Annotated in this window: 14 protein-coding genes; 2 read left to right on the forward strand and 12 right to left on the reverse strand. The window is 61.5% G+C overall.

All coding sequences use genetic code 11. The features are described 5' to 3' along the window. Positions 1-42: 42 nt before the first annotated feature. Together FYB76_RS12275 and FYB76_RS26630 are read right to left on the reverse strand one after the other, a co-directional pair. On the reverse strand, positions 43-1,320 hold the full coding sequence (locus FYB76_RS12275; RefSeq protein WP_154133817.1) for an L-fuconate dehydratase: 1,278 nt from the start codon (positions 1,318-1,320) through the stop codon (positions 43-45). Between the two features lie 170 nt (positions 1,321-1,490). Beyond that, positions 1,491-1,697 (reverse strand): hypothetical protein, encoded by a 207-nt coding sequence (locus FYB76_RS26630; RefSeq protein WP_195724626.1) that lies wholly within the window; start codon positions 1,695-1,697, stop codon positions 1,491-1,493. Here FYB76_RS26630 and FYB76_RS12280 point away from each other — a divergent pair. After that, positions 1,681-2,532 (forward strand): IclR family transcriptional regulator, encoded by an 852-nt coding sequence (locus FYB76_RS12280; RefSeq protein ID WP_154133818.1) that lies wholly within the window; start codon positions 1,681-1,683, stop codon positions 2,530-2,532. The two genes, FYB76_RS26630 and FYB76_RS12280, sit on opposite strands and share 17 nt — an antisense overlap. A gap of 54 nt (positions 2,533-2,586) precedes the next feature. Here the strand turns inward: FYB76_RS12280 and FYB76_RS12285 are convergent, their stop codons facing one another. Both FYB76_RS12285 and FYB76_RS12290 read right to left on the reverse strand, forming a co-directional pair. Continuing rightward, positions 2,587-3,468, reverse strand: coding sequence for an SMP-30/gluconolactonase/LRE family protein (locus FYB76_RS12285; protein WP_154133819.1), 882 nt, complete (start codon positions 3,466-3,468; stop codon positions 2,587-2,589). 162 nt (positions 3,469-3,630) lie between these two features. Further along, the gene (locus FYB76_RS12290) at positions 3,631-4,776 is read right to left on the reverse strand and encodes a porin (RefSeq protein WP_154133820.1); all 1,146 of its coding nucleotides are present in this window, start codon (positions 4,774-4,776) and stop codon (positions 3,631-3,633) included. Positions 4,777-5,099: 323 nt separating this feature from the next. Between FYB76_RS12290 and FYB76_RS12295 the strand changes: the two genes are divergently transcribed. Further along, positions 5,100-6,041, forward strand: a complete 942-nt coding sequence (locus FYB76_RS12295) for a LysR family transcriptional regulator (protein ID WP_008326088.1) — start codon at positions 5,100-5,102, stop codon at positions 6,039-6,041. 346 nt (positions 6,042-6,387) lie between these two features. On the opposite strand, the gene FYB76_RS12300 is transcribed toward FYB76_RS12295, so the two are convergent. The 8 genes from FYB76_RS12300 to FYB76_RS12335 form a co-directional block, all read right to left on the reverse strand. Continuing rightward, positions 6,388-7,173, reverse strand: a complete 786-nt coding sequence (locus FYB76_RS12300; protein WP_154133821.1) for an SDR family NAD(P)-dependent oxidoreductase — start codon at positions 7,171-7,173, stop codon at positions 6,388-6,390. 66 nt (positions 7,174-7,239) lie between these two features. Continuing rightward, positions 7,240-8,997, reverse strand: coding sequence for an IlvD/Edd family dehydratase (locus FYB76_RS12305; RefSeq protein WP_154133822.1), 1,758 nt, complete (start codon positions 8,995-8,997; stop codon positions 7,240-7,242). 96 nt (positions 8,998-9,093) lie between these two features. Then, complete coding sequence (gene mmsB / locus FYB76_RS12310) at positions 9,094-10,311, reverse strand: multiple monosaccharide ABC transporter permease (protein ID WP_154133823.1); 1,218 nt, start codon at positions 10,309-10,311, stop codon at positions 9,094-9,096. An 82-nt stretch (positions 10,312-10,393) separates the two neighbouring features. Continuing rightward, positions 10,394-11,950 (reverse strand): multiple monosaccharide ABC transporter ATP-binding protein, encoded by a 1,557-nt coding sequence (mmsA, locus tag FYB76_RS12315; RefSeq protein WP_154133824.1) that lies wholly within the window; start codon positions 11,948-11,950, stop codon positions 10,394-10,396. 229 nt (positions 11,951-12,179) lie between these two features. After that, complete coding sequence (chvE, locus tag FYB76_RS12320; protein ID WP_088755351.1) at positions 12,180-13,253, reverse strand: multiple monosaccharide ABC transporter substrate-binding protein; 1,074 nt, start codon at positions 13,251-13,253, stop codon at positions 12,180-12,182. Positions 13,254-13,474: 221 nt separating this feature from the next. Further along, positions 13,475-14,497, reverse strand: coding sequence for a galactofuranose ABC transporter, permease protein YjfF (gene yjfF, locus FYB76_RS12325; protein WP_154133825.1), 1,023 nt, complete (start codon positions 14,495-14,497; stop codon positions 13,475-13,477). Continuing rightward, positions 14,494-15,573, reverse strand: coding sequence for an ABC transporter permease (locus tag FYB76_RS12330; protein ID WP_154133826.1), 1,080 nt, complete (start codon positions 15,571-15,573; stop codon positions 14,494-14,496). Before FYB76_RS12330 ends, yjfF begins: the two co-directional genes overlap by 4 nt. Next, the gene (locus FYB76_RS12335; protein WP_154133827.1) at positions 15,570-17,120 is read right to left on the reverse strand and encodes a sugar ABC transporter ATP-binding protein; all 1,551 of its coding nucleotides are present in this window, start codon (positions 17,118-17,120) and stop codon (positions 15,570-15,572) included. Before FYB76_RS12335 ends, FYB76_RS12330 begins: the two co-directional genes overlap by 4 nt. Between the last annotated feature and the right edge of the window lie 88 nt (positions 17,121-17,208).

The following is a 17,208-nucleotide window of genomic DNA, read 5'->3' on the forward strand; positions in this document are numbered from 1 at the left end:
TCAGTCTCCGTTTTCGTTCATCTTGTAATGGGGGAGCCGGCCTCAGCCCCGGAAGCGGTACTGCTCCAGGGAAGCGGGCTTCATTTCGATCGAAAATCCCGGCAAGGCAGGCGGCATGTAGGCGGCATTGCGGATCACGCAGGGATCCACGAAGTGTTCGTGCAGGTGATCCACGTATTCGGTCACGCGCCCTTCCTTGCTGCCGGAAATGCACAGGTAGTCGATCATCGACAGGTGCTGCACATACTCGCACAGGCCCACGCCACCGGCATGCGGGCAGACCACCTTGCCGAATTTGGCGGCCATCAGCATGACGGCCAAGATCTCATTGACGCCACCGAGGCGGCAGGAATCGATCTGCACCACGTCGATGGCATCGCGCATGATGAACTGCTTGAACAGCACGCGGTTCTGGCACATCTCGCCGGTGGCGACCTTGACCGCGCCGATGCCTGCGCGGATCTTGCGGTGGCCTTCCACGTCATCCGGACTGGTCGGCTCCTCGATGAACCAGGGTTGCGCAAAGGCCAGCTCGTTGACCCAGTCGATGGCCTGGTCCACTTCCCATACCTGGTTGGCATCGATCATCAGGTTGCGGCCAGGGCCCAGCACTTCGCGGGCGATACGCACGCGGCGCTTGTCGTCTTCGAGGTCGCGGCCGACCTTGAGCTTGACGTAGTTGAAGCCCTGGTCGATGGCTTCCTGGCACAGGCGGCGCAGCTTGGCATCGTCATAGCCCAGCCAGCCGGCCGAGGTGGTGTAGCAGGGATAGCCTTCCTGCTCCAGGATGCGCAGGCGTTCGGCCTTGCCGGCCTCCTTTTCGCGCAGCAGGGCCAGCGCTTCGTCCGGGGTGATGCAATCGGTGATGTAGCGAAAGTCGATGGTACGCACCAGTTCCTCCGGCGACATCTCGGCCACCAGTTTCCAGACCGGCTTGCCCGCGGCCTTGGCCCACAGGTCCCAGGCGGCATTGACCACCGCGCCGGTGGCCAGGTGGATGGCGCCCTTGTCCGGGCCGATCCAGCGCAGCTGGCTGTCGGAGGTGACGTGGCGCCAGAAGCGGCCCATGTCGGCGGCAATCCAGTCCAGCTCCAGGCCCACCACCAAGTGCTCCATGGCGCGGATGGCGGCACAGCAGATCTCGTTGCCACGGCCGATGGTGAAGGTCAGGCCGTGGCCCTTCAATTGCTCATTGTCGGTATCGAGGATGACGTAGGCGGCGGAGTAATCCGGATCCGGATTCATGGCGTCCGAACCATCCAGCGATTGCGAAGTGGGGAAGCGTACGTCCAGCACGCGCAGGGCAGTAATCTTGGTCATCGGTCTCTAGCGTGGATGCCGCTGCGGTGGCGAGCCGCGGCCGGCGGGGCCCTCCGTCACGGAAAGCCGGGATGATCGTCTCCGGGGCGGGGCCCCTCTTTTGCATTTACTCACAAATAAAATATCATTTCATCTGTGAGTTGCAGAGCATAACCTCGATTATCCTCCCACTACAGCGCCAGGCCGATGAAGTTTCCGCTCTGATTGATATCATTTTCGGAATGACGAGCTGGGGCGATGGGATCATTCATGAAAAAATATTTCATGAATAAAATGGATTTTTCATCAAAATCACCTACAATCCGGCCCCAGAAACCCGCCGTTTTTGCGATCCCGCTCCCTATTGCGCCCCGAAACGCCATGCCCAGAACCCGCAAAATCAATCCTGCCGAGGCCCCTGCCGTACAGACGGCTGCCGACCATGAAGAGGAAAGCGCCAGCGGCAAGACACGCTATGCCGCGCCGGCGCTGGACAAGGGACTGGATATCCTGGAGTTGTTGAGCCGCTCGGAACAGATGCTGACCCTGAACCAGATCTCGCGGCAGCTGGGGCGCAGCGTCAATGAAATCTTTCGCATGGTGGTCACGCTGGAACAGCGCGGCTACCTGGTGGCCGACAACGATCATTACCGCCTGTCGCTGAAGCTGTTCGAACTGGCGCACCATCACCAGCCCATTCGCTCACTGGTCAGCACCGCCCTGCCCCACATGCGCGAGCTGGCCAACCGCGCCATGCAGTCTACGCACCTGACGGTCTATGAGGCGGGGCGGGTAATCGTGGTGGCGCAAGTCGACAGCCCCGAACGCTGGGCTTTCGGACTGAAGGTCGGTGCGCTGGTGAGCCTGACCGATACGGCCTCGGGCCACGTGCTGCTGGCCTTCCGCGACGAGGCCGAACGCGCCGGCATGCTGGCTGCGCACGTGCGCATGGATGGCGAACAGGAAATCGAGACGGCGCAACTGATGCGCCAGATCGAGGACACGCGCAAACGCGGCCACTCGCGCATGGAAAGCCGCCAGATCCGGGGCGTCATCAACCTGTCCTACCCGGTGATGGGGGCCAACAACCGCATGCTGGCGGCTTTGAACGTGCCCTACATCGAACGCATCGACAAGAAGGTCAACCCCAGCCTGGATGAGGTGCAAGGCATCGTCCAGGAAGTCTCGGCGCGGCTGTCGCGGCTGATGGGGGATTCGAGTTTCGGGTCCTGAATCCGGACCCGTTGGAAGAGTTGCGTGCGGGGAGGCCGCACGCGTGTGGCGGCCTCAGCCGGCGAAGCGCACTTCGGGCAAGCCGCGCACATCCAGTCCCGGCACGCTGAAGAGGCCTCCGGCGAGCGCATCCTCGGCGCGCTGTTCGGCGCTCATGCCCTCGTGGGCTGTGGTCACGAACAAGGTATCCAAGGCCGCACCGCCGAAAGCCACGCAGGAAGGCTGCGCCGTGGGCATGTCGATGATGCGGTCAATGCGGCCATCGGGCGCGAAACGCACCACGCGCGCACCACCCCACTGGGCATTCCACAGGTAGCCGTCCGCATCGACGGTCGACCCATCGGGGCCGCCCGGCTGCTGCGCCAGGTCGGCGAAGAGGCGCTGATGGCCCACCGCACCGCTGGCGGTGTCGTAATCACACACCATGATCTTGCCGGCCATGGAGTTGCAGTGATACATCAGCTTGCCATCGAGGCTGAAACAGATGCTGTTGGAAATGGCGATGCCCGGCAGCGCCAGGCGCTCCAGGCTCAGGTCGGCATTGAGACGATAGAAGCTGGCGATGGGGGCGCGGCCCGCATCTTCATTGAGCGTACCGAAGACGAAGCGGCCCTGGCGATCGCAGCGGCCATCGTTCAGGCGCGTGCTCGGCAGGTCGTCTTCGATGCGGCAGATCGGGCTGATTTTCCCGCTATCCAGCTCGAAGAAGGCCAGCCGCGAGGCCAGTCCGATCAGCAGGCGCTGCGGATCGGCCGTGAAGGCAAAGCAGCACAGGCGTTCCGGCATGGCCCAGCTGCGGGTGGCACCGCTGGCGGGATCATGGTTCCACAGGCGGGAAGCATGGATATCGGTCCAGAAGACCGTCTGCGAGCGCTCGCACCACAGCACGCCTTCGCCCAGTTCATGATGTCCGTCGACCAGCAATTGCGCATTCATCGGGGTTCCGCCTACCAATCAAGTCAATGAAACAAACGATATAAATTGTTTGAAGGACGCCATGAAACGTCCGTCAAAACGACAAAAAAGGGTGGGCTTGCGCCCACCCTCAACTACATCAAGACCACCTCAGGAAGGATTACATTACTGCTATTCGTTACATTAGAACGAGTGGGCGATACCGAAGTAACCGCCGGTCTGCTTCAGGCCGGAAACGCCATTGTCGCCACCGTTTTCCAGGATGTGGCCAGCGCCGGTGCCGTTACGCACGGTGCCCACATCGACGTACAGCAGGGTACGCTTGGACAGGAAGTAGTTGATGCCGGCCATGTACAGGTTGGCAGTGCCGCCGCCGTTGCCCACGCCGGTCGAACTGACCGAGGCGTTGTTGGCATTGACGTGGAACCATGCGCCGACCAGTTGCAGCTGCGAGGTCACGTCATAGTTGGCGCCCAGCCAGTAGTGGTTGGCACGGCTCGGTGCACCAGCAGCAGCGTTGGGTGCGCGCAGGTTTTCGTAACCGACGAACATCTTCAGCTTGTCGTACTTGTAGGTAGCACCCAGGATCAGCTCCTTGGAGTGCTTCCACAGATCGTCGTAGTTGCCGTTGGCGTCGCGGACCACGTCATAGATCGCGCGCAGTTCCAGGCCGTTCTTCTGGTAGGCCAGCGAGATGCCGTCCTTGCGGCCATCGCTGCTGCCGCCCACGGCGCTGTTGTTGTTGCCACCGTTGAACGAACCGGCCTTCTCACCCAAGCTGGTTTGCAGGTTGACGGTGAAACCAGCCATGTCAGGGCTGTTGTATTCGATCACGTTGGACGCGCCAGGCCAGTTGCGGCCGTTGACCAGCACCGAGGTGCCGATGGCTTGCTGGCCGGTCGGGTCGAGGAACCAGACGTCGTTGTTGATGAACAGGTTCTTGCCGAACTTGATGGAACCGGCGCTGGCCGAGGACAGGCCGACGTAGGAACGGCGGTTGAACAGCGCGTTGTTGCTGGTGTCCGTACCGTTGAAAGCGCCCTTGGTCGAGTTGAAACCGGATTCCAGCAGGAAGAAGGCATTGGTACCGCCGCCCAGGTCTTCCGTGCCCTTGAAGCCGATCATGCTGGTGCCCCATTGGTTGTTCGCAGCGCTCCACTTGGAACCCTTGCCGTTGGTACCGGCGTTGGTCTGGAAGTCGATACCGGCGACCACGCGGCCGTAGATGGTGACACTGCTTTGCGCCTGCGCCTGTGCCGAGAACGCACCCATCAGCGCGAGCGCGCACAGGGTCTTTGCTCCAATAAAGGATGGCTTCACTTGCTTCATGAATAGTCTCCGTGGATATTGCCGTTTAAAATTTTTTTCGTCGGTGGGCTTGGCCGTGCAGCGTTGCATTTCAGACCCCTGGATCCTGACGGACTCCTGACAGTCTCCCAACTTGTTGTTTTTGATGCTGCCCGACCTTCTCTTCTTTCATCCCGCTGCTGCCCTGGTTGTCTCCTGTACAGCCCGGAATGTGGCTAGATACTAAGTATTCAGTTCATGTCTTTCCAATGAAATCTTTAGCAATTCCGATATGCGATTTGATATCATCAATTCCTAATAAAAAAACGATTGAAAAAATTTAGAAAACCGTCCCCCGGAGACTTATGAAAAACAGTGACCCGAACTGGTTTCTGCGGGCGCGATTGAAGACCCGCCAACTCCTTCTGCTGATCGCTCTCGACGACACCCGCAACATCCACCGCGCTGCCAGCGAGCTGAACATGACGCAGCCGGCTGCTTCCAAGCAACTCAAGGACCTCGAAGACATGCTGGGCGTGTCGCTGTTCGAGCGCCTGCCGCGCGGGATGCGGCCCACCATCTATGGCGAGGCCATGATCCGCCATGCGCGCATGGCCCTGACCAGCCTGTCCAAGGCCCATGAGGACATCGTGGCCCTGAAGTCCGGCCTGTCCGGCCAGGTCGATGTGGGCGTGATCCTCTCGCCCGGCATGGCCCTGTTGCCGCCAGCCATCGCGCGGGTCAAGGAACAGGCCCCGATGCTGCGCATCGGCGTGGAGGTGGAAAGCAGCAACATCCTGCTCTCACGCCTGCTGCACGGCGAGCTGGACTTCATCATCGGCCGCATCCTGGACGAGGAAGCCCGCGGCGGACTGCTCTATGAGGAACTGGCTGACGAGCCGGTGTGCGCCGTGGCGCGCGTGGGCCACCCCTTCCACACCCGCACCGACCTGAGCCTGGCCGACCTGGCCAGCGAGGCCTGGATCATGGCCCCCAAGGGCAGCATCCTGCGCGCACGCTGCGACCAGATGTTCCGTGAGCAAGGCCTGGCGCCGCCCTCCAACGTGGTCGACACGACCGCCATCCTGTTCATCACCAGCCTGTTGCAGCAGACCGATTTCATCTACGCCATGCCCACCGAGGTGGCGCGCTATTACACCCAGGCCCGCCTGATGGACATCCTGCCCATCGAGCTGCCCTGCCGCATGGCCGGCTTTGGCATCATCACGCGCCAGGACAACCTGCTCTCGCCAGGCGCCAACCTGGTACTGCAAGCCATCCGTGAAGTGGCCAAAATGATCTACTGATCCACCCCGGCAGCCCGGCCAGGACCATGCCGGGGTCGGTTTGCTGCGCCGAGTTTTATTAAGAAATGTAAGGTAACGTAAGACACTCTGAAATCGCCTCCCGACGCGGCATCAAAACAGAAATCACGCACCCCGAAACTTTAAAAAAACGCGGCTAAAAAACAACACTTCAAACGCGTAAAAATCTAAGTTTTTCCAAGCTGTCATACAGCTTTTTTCTAAAACTGCCGCATTTCCCTTCCCGTCTCCAAGCCCTTTTGGCGTTTGCGCAAAATTTGCGCAAAAAAAGAGTCGCCATTTGGCGACTCTTTCTGCTCCGTTGCGCAAGTGCGCGCCGTAAAGACTGTCACACCCAGCCAGCGTCGACGATGAATTCCTGCGCGGTGCACATCGCGCTATCGTCTGCGGCCAGGAACAGCACCATGCGCGCCAGGTGCCAGGGCAGCAGGTCGCCCTGCAGGCACTGGTTGCGGGCGATCGACTTCTTGCCTTCTTCGTCCAGCCACAGCTGGATCTGGCGTTCGGTCATGACCCAGCCCGGTGTCACGGTATTGACGCGGATCTTGTGCGGACCGAGGTCGCGCGCCAGGCCACGCGTGAGGCCCAGGGTCGAGGCCTTGGCTGTGGTGTAGACCGGGAAGCCGCCACCGGACTGGTGCCAGCTGATCGAACTGAAGTTGATGATGGAACCGCCGCCACGGCGCTTCATGCCTTCCACCACCGACTGCACGGCAAAGAAGGACGGACGCTGGTTGATGGCGATGCGGTCGTTCCAGTAGTCCAGCGTCACTTCTTCGAGCTTGTGGCGCTGGTCGTTGGCGGCATTGTTGACCAACACGTCGAAGTCGCCCAGCTGCGCTTGCAGCTCGGCGATGGTGGCCTGGAAAGCGGGGATGTCGCGCAGGTCGCAATGGCGGAACAGCGGCTTGGGGTAGCCGGCAGCGGCCACTTCATTGCACAGCGCCTCGCTGGCCTCGGTGGCGATATCGACGAAAGCGACATGCGCGCGCTGTTGCGCGAAGGCTTCGACAATGGCCGCACCGATGCCGGTGCCGCCGCCGGTGATGAAGACGCGCTTGCCCTTGAGGCTGGGGAAGTTCGCCAGTTGCACGTTCTGGGGGGTATTGCTCATGAGGTTTCCTTGCAGGCCGGTGCGCGCGCCAGGCGCGGCACCGGCATCATGATGACGGGAAGAAGATCAGTGCGAGTGCTTGGGCACGGCCGCGCCACGGCAGCCGACCAGGAAGTCGAAGTCGCAGCCTTCGTCAGCCTGCAGCACGCGGTCCACATACAGGGACTGGTAGCCGCCGGCCATCTCCGGCTTGCGCTCGGCCAGCACCTTGGCGCGTTCGGCCAGGCGGCGTTGCATCTCTTCTTCGCTGATATCCAGCTGCAGCTTGCCGGCATAGGCGTCAAGCTCGATGAAGTCGCCATCCTGGACGATGCCCAGCGGACCGCCGGCAGCGGCTTCCGGAGCCACGTGCAGGATCACGGTGCCGTAGGCGGTACCGCTCATGCGCGCATCCGAAATGCGAACCATGTCCTTCACACCGGTCGCCAGCACCTTGGGCGGCAAACCCATGTTGCCCACTTCGGCCATGCCCGGATAACCCTTGGGCCCGACATTCTTCATCACCAGCACGCAGCTGGCATCGACATCCAGGTCAGGATCGTTGATACGTTCCTTGTAGTGGTTGAAGTCTTCGAAGACCACGGCGCGGCCGCGATGCTTCATCAGCTCGGGAGTAGCGGCCGAGGGCTTCAGGACCGCACCGCGCGGCGCCAGGTTGCCACGCAGGATGCAGATGCCGCCATCTTCGATCAGCGGGTTGGCCAGCGGGCGCACCACTTCATCGTTGTAGATCGGCGCATCCTTGACGTTGTCCCACATGGTCTGGCCGTTGACGGTCAGCGCATCCTTGTGCGGCAGCAGGTCAGCTTCGCCCAGGCGGCGCAGTACGGCTGGCAGGCCACCGGCGTAGTAGAACTCTTCCATCAGGTAGCGGCCCGAGGGCTGCAGGTCGACGATGGTCGGGGTGCCACGGCCGATGCGGGTCCAGTCTTCCAGTTCCAGGTCCACGCCGATGCGGCCGGCGATGGCCTTCAGGTGGATCACGGCATTGGTGGAACCACCGATGGCGGCGTTGGTGCGGATGGCATTCTCGAAGGCCTTGCGGGTCAGGATCTTGGACAGGGTCAGGCCTTCCCAGACCATGTCGACGATACGCATGCCGGACAAGTGCGCGAGAACATAGCGGCGCGCATCCACGGCGGGAATGGCTGCATTGTGCGGCAGCGACACACCCAGCGACTCGGCCATGCAAGCCATGGTGGAAGCGGTGCCCATGGTGTTGCAGGTACCTGCCGAACGCGACATGCCGGCTTCGGCCGCCATGAAGTCGTGGATGGTGATTTCACCGGCCTTGACCTGTTCGGACAATTGCCACACCACGGTACCGGAACCGATGTCGCGGCCCTGGTGTTTGCCGTTCAACATCGGACCGCCGGTCACGACGATGGCCGGCACGTCGCAGCTGGCCGCGCCCATCAGCAGGGCCGGGGTGGTCTTGTCGCAGCCGGTCAGCAGCACCACGCCATCGATCGGATTGCCGCGGATCGATTCTTCCACGTCCATGCTGGCCAGGTTGCGGGTCAGCATGGCGGTCGGGCGCAGGTTGGACTCGCCGTTGGAGAACACCGGGAACTCCACCGGGAAGCCACCGGCTTCGATGATGCCGCGACGCACGTGTTCGGCGATCTTGCGGAAGTGGGCATTGCAGGGCGTCAGTTCCGACCAGGTGTTGCAGATGCCGATGACCGGCTTGCCCTGGAACTCGTGGTCGGGGATGCCCTGGTTCTTCATCCAGCTGCGGTACATGAAACCGTTCTTGTCGGCGGTACCGAACCAGCCGGCCGAGCGCAGGGTGCGGCTCTTGTCTTTTTTGTCGCTACTCATTGTTGAATTCCCGAATGACAGAAAACGAAGGATCTCGAAAAACGCTTGCACCCGAATGCAAAAGGCGGGCGCCAGGCCCGCCTTGCTTGATCCGGATTACTTGTTCTTGTTGTAGACGTCGAAGCAGACAGCCATCAGCAGGACCAGGCCCTTGATCATCTGCTGGTAGTCGATGCCGATGCCCATGATGGACATGCCGTTGTTCATCACGCCCATGATGAAGGCGCCGATGACCGCACCCATGACCTTGCCCACGCCGCCCGAAGCCGATGCGCCGCCGATGAAGCAGGCTGCGATCACGTCAAGCTCGAAGCCCAGGCCCGCCTTGGGGGTAGCGGTGTTCAGGCGGGCCGCGAAGATCAGGCCAGCCAGTGCCGCCAGCACGCCCATGTTGACGAAGGTGAAGAAGGACACGCGCTCGGTCTTGATGCCCGACAGCTTGGCCGCCTTTTCATTGCCGCCCACGGCGTAGACGCGACGGCCCAGGGTGGTACGGCTGGTGATGAAGGTGTAGAGCACCATCAGCGCAAACATGATGATGAGCACGTTGGGCATGCCGCGATAGGTCGACAGCAGGTAGCTGAAGGCGATGATGGCGATGGCGAAGACGCCGTTCTTGAGCAGGAAGAACATGGCCGGTTCATCTTCCATGCCGTGCTTGGTCTGCTTGCGACGACCGTGCAGCTTGACCAGGATCAGCACGACGGCCGCGATGATGCCCACGATCAGCGAGGTGGTGCGGAAGGTGGTGTTGTCGGTCAGTTCGGGGATGAAGCCCGAGGACAGCATCTGGAAAGTCTGCGGGAAGGGGCCCAGGGACTGGCCTTGCAGCAGCGCCAGCGCCATGCCCTTGAAGACCAGCATGCCGGCCAGGGTGACGATGAAGGACGGGATCTTGAAGTAGGCGATCCAGTAGCCCTGCGCCGCGCCGATCAAGGCACCGGCGATCAGGCAGACGATGGAGGCCGGCACGAAGCCCCAGCCATAGTCCACCATCAGTACCGCGGCCAGCGCGCCGATGAGGCCCACCACCGAGCCCACCGACAGGTCGATGTGGCCGGCCACGATCACCATCAGCATGCCCAGCGCCATGATGACGATGTAGCTGTTCTGCAGGACCAGGTTGGTCAGGTTCAGCGGACGCATCAGCGTACCGTCGGTCATGATCTGGAAGAAGGCCATGATGGCCACCAGCGACATCAGCATGCCGTATTCGCGCATGTTGTTCTTCAGGAAGCTGCCGTAGTCCTTCTTCTCGACGGCGCCGCTGGCGGCGGCCGCAGCCGGTTTCTTGCTCATGTCAATGCTCTCCATTGTCTTGCTCCTCGGGTGCTCTCTGGTCTTGATGGACTTTATGGGTGATGCTGCCGGTTTGGCTCCGGCTTGGTAATGGGTGTCAGGCAGCCTGCGACAGGCCCGGGTCATCGATGCGCTTGTTGCGCATGATGGCGCGCATGATGCTTTCCTGGGTCGCTTCGGCCTTGGGCAGGTGGCCCACGAACTGGCCTTCGTTCATCACGTAGATGCGGTCGCACATGCCCAGCAGCTCCGGCATTTCCGAGGAGATCATGATGATGCACTTGCCCTCGGCGGCCAGCTTGCTGATGATGTTGTAGATCTCGAACTTGGCGCCGACGTCGATGCCGCGCGTGGGTTCATCCAGGATCAGCACTTCCGGTTGCGAGAACAGCCACTTCGACAGCACCACTTTCTGCTGATTGCCGCCGGAGAGGTTGACCACCTTCTGCAGCACACTGGAACAGCGGATGCGCATCTGCTGCTTGAAATCTGCAGCGATCTTGTACTCGCGCGCCTCATCGATGACGGTACGCTCGGAGACGCCGCCCAGGTTGGCCAGCGAGATGTTCTTCTTGATGTCTTCTTCCAGCACCAGGCCATCGCCCTTGCGGTCTTCGGTGACGTAGGCGATGCCCTTGTCGATCGCTTTCTCGATGGTGGAAAGGTCCACTTCCTTGCCGTGCAGGAAAGCCTGGCCGGTGATCTTCTTGCCGTAGGCGCGGCCGAAGATGCTCTTGGCCAGCTCGGTACGGCCCGCGCCCATGAGGCCGGCGATGCCGACGATCTCGCCGGCGCGCACCGTCATGTTGACGTCCTTGATGGCCAGGCGGTCCGAGTGCAGCGGGTGGTGTACACGCCAGTCGCGCACTTCGAAGATCACGTCGCCAATCTGCGGATCGCGCTGCGGATAGCGGTCGGCCATTTCGCGGCCCACCATGTGCTGGATGATGCGGTCTTCGCTGATCGGTTCAGCGCGGCAGTCGAAGGTATCGACCGTGGTGCCATCGCGCAGCACGGTGATGGAATCGGCCACCTTGGAAATTTCGTTGAGCTTGTGCGAGATCAGGATCGAGGCGATGCCCTGGCGCTTCAGTTCGAGCAGCAGTTCCAGCAGTGCGTCGGAGTCGCTTTCATTGAGGCTGGCGGTCGGCTCGTCCAGGATCAGCAGCTTGACTTCCTTGGAGAGCGCCTTGGCGATCTCGATCAGCTGCTGCTTGCCCACGCCGAGGTCACCGACCTTGGTCAGCGGGGATTCCTTCAGGCCGACCTTGGCCAGCAGTTCCTTGGCGCGCACGTAGGATTGTTCCCAGTCGATCACGCCGCCACGGGCTTGCTCGTTGCCCAGGAAGAGGTTTTCCATCACGGACAGCAGCGGCACCAGGGCCAGTTCCTGGTGGATGATGATGATGCCCAGGTGTTCGCTGTCGCGGATATCCTTGAAGGCACGGACCTCACCCTTGTAGACGATGTCGCCGGAATAGCTGCCGTGCGGGTAGACGCCCGAGAGCACCTTCATCAGCGTGGATTTGCCGGCGCCGTTTTCGCCGACGATCGCATGGATCTCGCCTTCGCGCACTGCCAGGTTGACGTTGTTCAACGCCTTCACACCCGGGAAGCTCTTCTCGATGCCGCGCATTTCCAGAATGTTGCTCATGATGCTGACCTCTCTTTTGCCGGTCTTGCGTGGATGACGTAGCCGGACTTATTTGTCTCTTGCGCGTTGCATTGGGGCAAGCGCAACCTGCTGAAAGAATTAGTCCCGCACAGAGCGGGACCATGCTGTTCTGCTTACGGTGATTTTTGTTCTTGTTGGGTCTTGCGGTACTGCCGCAGGCGGCGCCGACATCGAGGATGCCGGCCGCCTGCGTATTACACGATGATGCTTACTTCAGTTGAGCTTCGGTGTAGTAGCCGCTGCCAACCAGGACTTCCTTCCAGTTCGACTTGTCGACCACGACCGGCTTCAACAGGTAGGACGGCACCACCTTCACGCCGTTGTTGTAGGTCTTGGTGTCGTTGATCTGGGGCTGCTTGCCACCCAGGACGGCGTCAACCATGCCGACGGTAACCTTTGCCAGTTCGCGGGTGTCCTTGAAGATGGTGGAGTACTGCTCGCCACGGATGATGGACTTGACCGAAGGCACTTCCGCATCCTGGCCCGAGACATACGGGAACGGCTGTTGCGGGGTGCCGTAGCCGACGCCGCGCAGCGAGGACAGGATACCGATGGACAGGCCGTCATACGGGGACAGCACGGCGTTGACCTTGGCGTTGGTGTAGAAGGCCGACAGCAGGTTGTCCATACGGGCTTGGGCGGTAGCCGGATCCCAGCGCAGGGTCGCGACCTTGTCCATGCCCATCTGCTTGGAACGCACCACCAGCTTGCCGCTGTCGATGTAGGGCTTCAGGACCGACATGGCGCCGTTGTAGAAGAAGAAGGCGTTGTTGTCGTCCGAGGAGCCGCCGAACAGTTCGATGTTGAACGGACCCTTGCCTTCCTTCAGGCCCAGCGCCTTTTCCAGCGATTGTGCCTGCAGCACGCCGACCTGGAAGTTGTCGAAGGTGGCGTAGTAGTCGACGTTCTTGGAACCACGGATCAGGCGGTCATAGGCGATGACCTTGACGCCCTTGTCGGCGGCCTTCTGCAGCACGTCGGTCAGGGTGGTGCCGTCGATGGCGGCGATCACCAGCACCTTGGCGCCCTTGGTCAGCATGTTCTCGATCTGGGACAGCTGGTTGGGGATGTCGTCTTCCGCGTATTGCAGGTCGGTCTGGTAACCCTTTTCCTTCAAGACCTTGACCATGTTGTTGCCGTCGGCGATCCAGCGGGCCGAGGACTTGGTGGGCATGGCCACGCCGACCAGCTGCTTGCTCTGCGCGCTCACTTGGGCGCTGATGGACATCAGGGTGACGCCCAGGCCGAGGGCAATACCGCTCAATACGGATTTGATTTTCATGCTTCGAGTCTCCAGTCTCTATTTATGGAATGGCGTGTTGTAGTTATTTCTAAAACAGCGCCTCTAGTTCTGATGAATGTCATGCAGAGCAACTGTTTTGCGGGCTCTACATTAATTGCTTTACCAATACATTTCTAATGATTTTTTGAGCGTAATGGATATGTTTTTCGGTATAACTCCCTCTATGTAAAGTTATCTTAATTAAGCTTAAAAAATCCCGCCTAAGCCACGGCTGGCGCGGCTTTCGCCGATCCGGCCGTTTTGCCGCGCAGGGCTCCCAAAGAAATCACTCGCTGCGCCACGCAAAAGACGAACAGCAGCGCCCCAATGAAGATCTTGGTCCACCAGGAACTGAGGCTGCCATCGAAGGCAATGAGGGTCTGGATCACGCCAAGGATGAGCACGCCCGTGAGTGTTCCGGCCACGTAACCATAGCCGCCGGTGAGCAAGGTGCCGCCGATGACCACGGCCGCAATCGCGTCCAGCTCCACGCCCTGCGCATGCAGTCCATACCCCGAGAGCATATAAAAGGAAAACAGCACGCCGCCCACCGATGCACAGAAACCGCTGAAGGCATACACCAGGACCTTGGTCCGCCCCACCGGCAAGCCCATCAGCAGCGCCGAACTCTCGCTGCCGCCGATGGCGTAGACGGCACGGCCGAAACGGGTACCATGCGCCATCCAGATCGCCACCGCCAGCACGATCAGGGCGATGACCACGCTGGGCGAGATGAACAATCCGCCCAACTCCAGCCGCGACTGCGACAGTTCCACGAACAGCGGCTCATCGATGGTGATGGAATTGATGCTGATGAGGTAGCACAGTCCGCGCGCCAGGAACATCCCGGCCAGCGTGACGATGAAGGCCTGCAGTTTGAAGTAATGGATCATCGCGCCCATCGCCGCACCGAAGCCTGCGCCCATCAGCAGCACGGTGGCGATCACCAGCAGCGGCGGCCAGTGCCAGTTCTGCAGCAGGAAGGCCGCCACCATGGTGGTCAGCGCCAGCACCGAACCGACCGAGAGGTCGATGCCGCCGGAGAGGATGACGAAGGTCATGCCGACGGCCACCACCAGCAGGAAGGCATTGTCGATCAGCAGGTTCAGCATCACCTGGGGCGAGAGGAAGCCATCGTAACCAAACGCGCCGATGACCAGCATCAGCACCAGCAGCGCCACCGTGACCATGGACGTGAACCACGGCGCGTGCGAAGCGCGCCGCAAGGAAGAAGCAAGCATCATGATTTGGACATCCTCAACATGCGGCGGAATTCCGGCGACTGCGACAGGCAGACCAGGAACACCACGATGGACTTGACCACCATATTGACTTCAGGCGGCACGCCCAGCGAATAGATCGTATAGGTCAGCGTCTGGATGATGAGCGCACCGATGACGCTGCCTACCAGGCTGAACTTGCCCCCGGCCAGCGAGGTGCCACCCAAGGTCACGGCCAGGATCGCGTCCAGCTCCAGCAACAGGCCGGCATTGTTGGCGTCGGCACTCTTGATGTTGGAAGCGATCATCAGTCCCGCCAGACCAGCGCAGGCGCTGCAGAACATGTAGACAAAGAAGATCAGCGCGGCCGTACGGATGCCGGCCAGGCGGGACGCCACCGGATTGATGCCGACCGACTGGATGAACAAGCCCAGCGCGGTCTTCCTCATCAACAGCGCCAGCAGCAGGAACATGCCCCCGGCGATGTAGAGCGAGAACGGCAATCCGAACAGGTAGCCGCCTCCCAGGAAGAAGAAGGGCTTGTAATACACCGTCACGATCTGTCCATCGGTCAGCAGCTGCGCCAGCCCGCGTCCGGCTACCATCAGGATCAGCGTGGCGATGATGGGCTGCAGCCCGAGACCGGCCACCAGCAAGCCGTTCCAGGCACCGCACAGGAGTGCCGCGCCCATCGCCGCGCATAGTGCCCACACCATCGGCACATTGCTGACGTATTGCGAGACGCCATCGACCACCACCATCTTGCCGCCGATCAAGATGGACGCGACGGCACCGGAGATGGCCACCACCGCGCCGACCGAGATGTCCACACCGCGCGTGGCGATGACCAGCGTCATGCCGAGTGCTGCCAGCATGAGCGGTGCGGCACGGTTGATGATGTCGATCAGCGCGCCATACAAGTGGCCGTCCTTGATCTCCATCTTGAAGAAGCCCGGCACCAGCAGGAAATCGATCAGCAGCAGCAAGGCCAGCGCTGCCAGCGGACGCACCAGCGGATGATGCAGCAGCGCTGTCAACGCCGGCGCACCGCCAGTGGCGGCACTGTCGGGAATCAGTTTGGAATCCATGGATGCACTCATGCGGCCTCTCCCGCGATCACCTGCAAGACCGATTGCTCATCGAGCTCGCCGCGACGGTACTCGCCGCAGGCGCGCCGGTCGCGCAGCACCAGCATGCGGTCGCTGCAGCGCAGGACCTCGGGAATCTCCGAGGATATGAAAAGAATCGACATGCCCTTGCGGCACATGGCGATGACGAAATCCATGATCTCCTGCTTGGCCCGCACGTCGATGCCGCGTGTGGGTTCATCCAGGATCAGCATGCCCGGATCGGTGGCCAGCCAGCGCGCCAGCAAGGCCTTCTGCTGGTTGCCTCCGGAGAGCAGGCCGATCGGCGTTTCCAGGTCGGCGGTCTTGATGCCGAGCCACTTGACGTAATCGGCAGCGATCTGGTTCTGGCGCTTGCGCGGCAGCACTCGGAACAATCCCTGGCGCGCCTGCAGCGCCAGGATGATGTTCTCGCGCACGGACAATTCGAGGATGGCGCCTTCCTTCTTTCGATCCTCCGAACAGAAACCGATACCGGCCGCAATCGCATCGCGCGGATTATCGAGCTTCACACTGCGGCCTTCGATGCGCAATTGTCCGCAATCGGCGCGGTCGGCACCGAACAGCAGGCGCGCCATCTCGGTCCGACCGGAACCGAGCAAACCGCACAAACCGAAGACTTCACCGCGCCGCAATTCCAGGTCCTGCGGGGACAGCACACCGCGCCGGCCAAAGCCATCAGCCTGCAGGAAGACCTCGCCCGCTCCGGATTCATCGGCCGACAATCCGGCGGCCAGTGCGTCGGCACCGGCTTCGACCTTGCGATGATCCACCGCAGTCACACCGACCATCTTGTTGACCAGGTCCAGGCGCGACAGGTCACCGACCAGGTATTCACCTTCGCGCACGCCATTGCGCAGCACGGTGATGCGATCCGAGATGTCGTAAGTCTGGTCCAGGAAGTGGGTGACGAAGAGAATCGCCATGCCCTGCTCGCGCAAGCGGCGCAGCACCTTGAAGAGTTGCTGGACCTCGGCTTCATCCAGGCTGGACGTCGGCTCATCGAGAATGAGCACCTTGGCCGACACCGAGAGCGCACGCGAGATCGCCACCATCTGCTGGATCGCCAGCGGATAGGACGACAGCAGCGCGCCGACATCGATATCGATCTGCAGCTGCTGCAGCAGTTGCCTGGACTGCGCGTGCACGCTCTTCCAGTCGATGCGGCCGAAGCGGCGAGGATAGCGGCCGACGAAGATGTTCTCGGCCACGGAGAGATTGGGACACAGGTTGACTTCCTGGTAGACCGTGCTGATGCCCAGCGACTGCGCCTCCAGGGTAGAGGCCGGCGCAATGGCGCGGCCATCCAGTTCGATCTTGCCTGCATCGGGTTCATGCACGCCGGTCAAGACCTTGATCAGCGTGGACTTGCCTGCGCCATTCTGTCCCATCAGGGTATGCACTTCCCCCGGGAACAGCCGCAGGCCGACATCGGTGAGCGCCTTCACGCCCGCGAATGCCTTGTGGATACCGCTCAATTCCAGCATGGGACGCGCCTGCGTCCCGACAGACATCGTCATCGCAACTCCATCAGAAGCATCGGAATCCTGGGGGCATGCGCAAGCGACCGCCGGCGCGCCCATCAGGCCAACCCAGCGACGCGCGCGC

It is taken from the genome of Herbaspirillum sp. CAH-3 (assembly GCF_009668275.1).
Taxonomy (GTDB): Bacteria; Pseudomonadota; Gammaproteobacteria; order Burkholderiales; family Burkholderiaceae_D; genus Herbaspirillum; species Herbaspirillum aquaticum.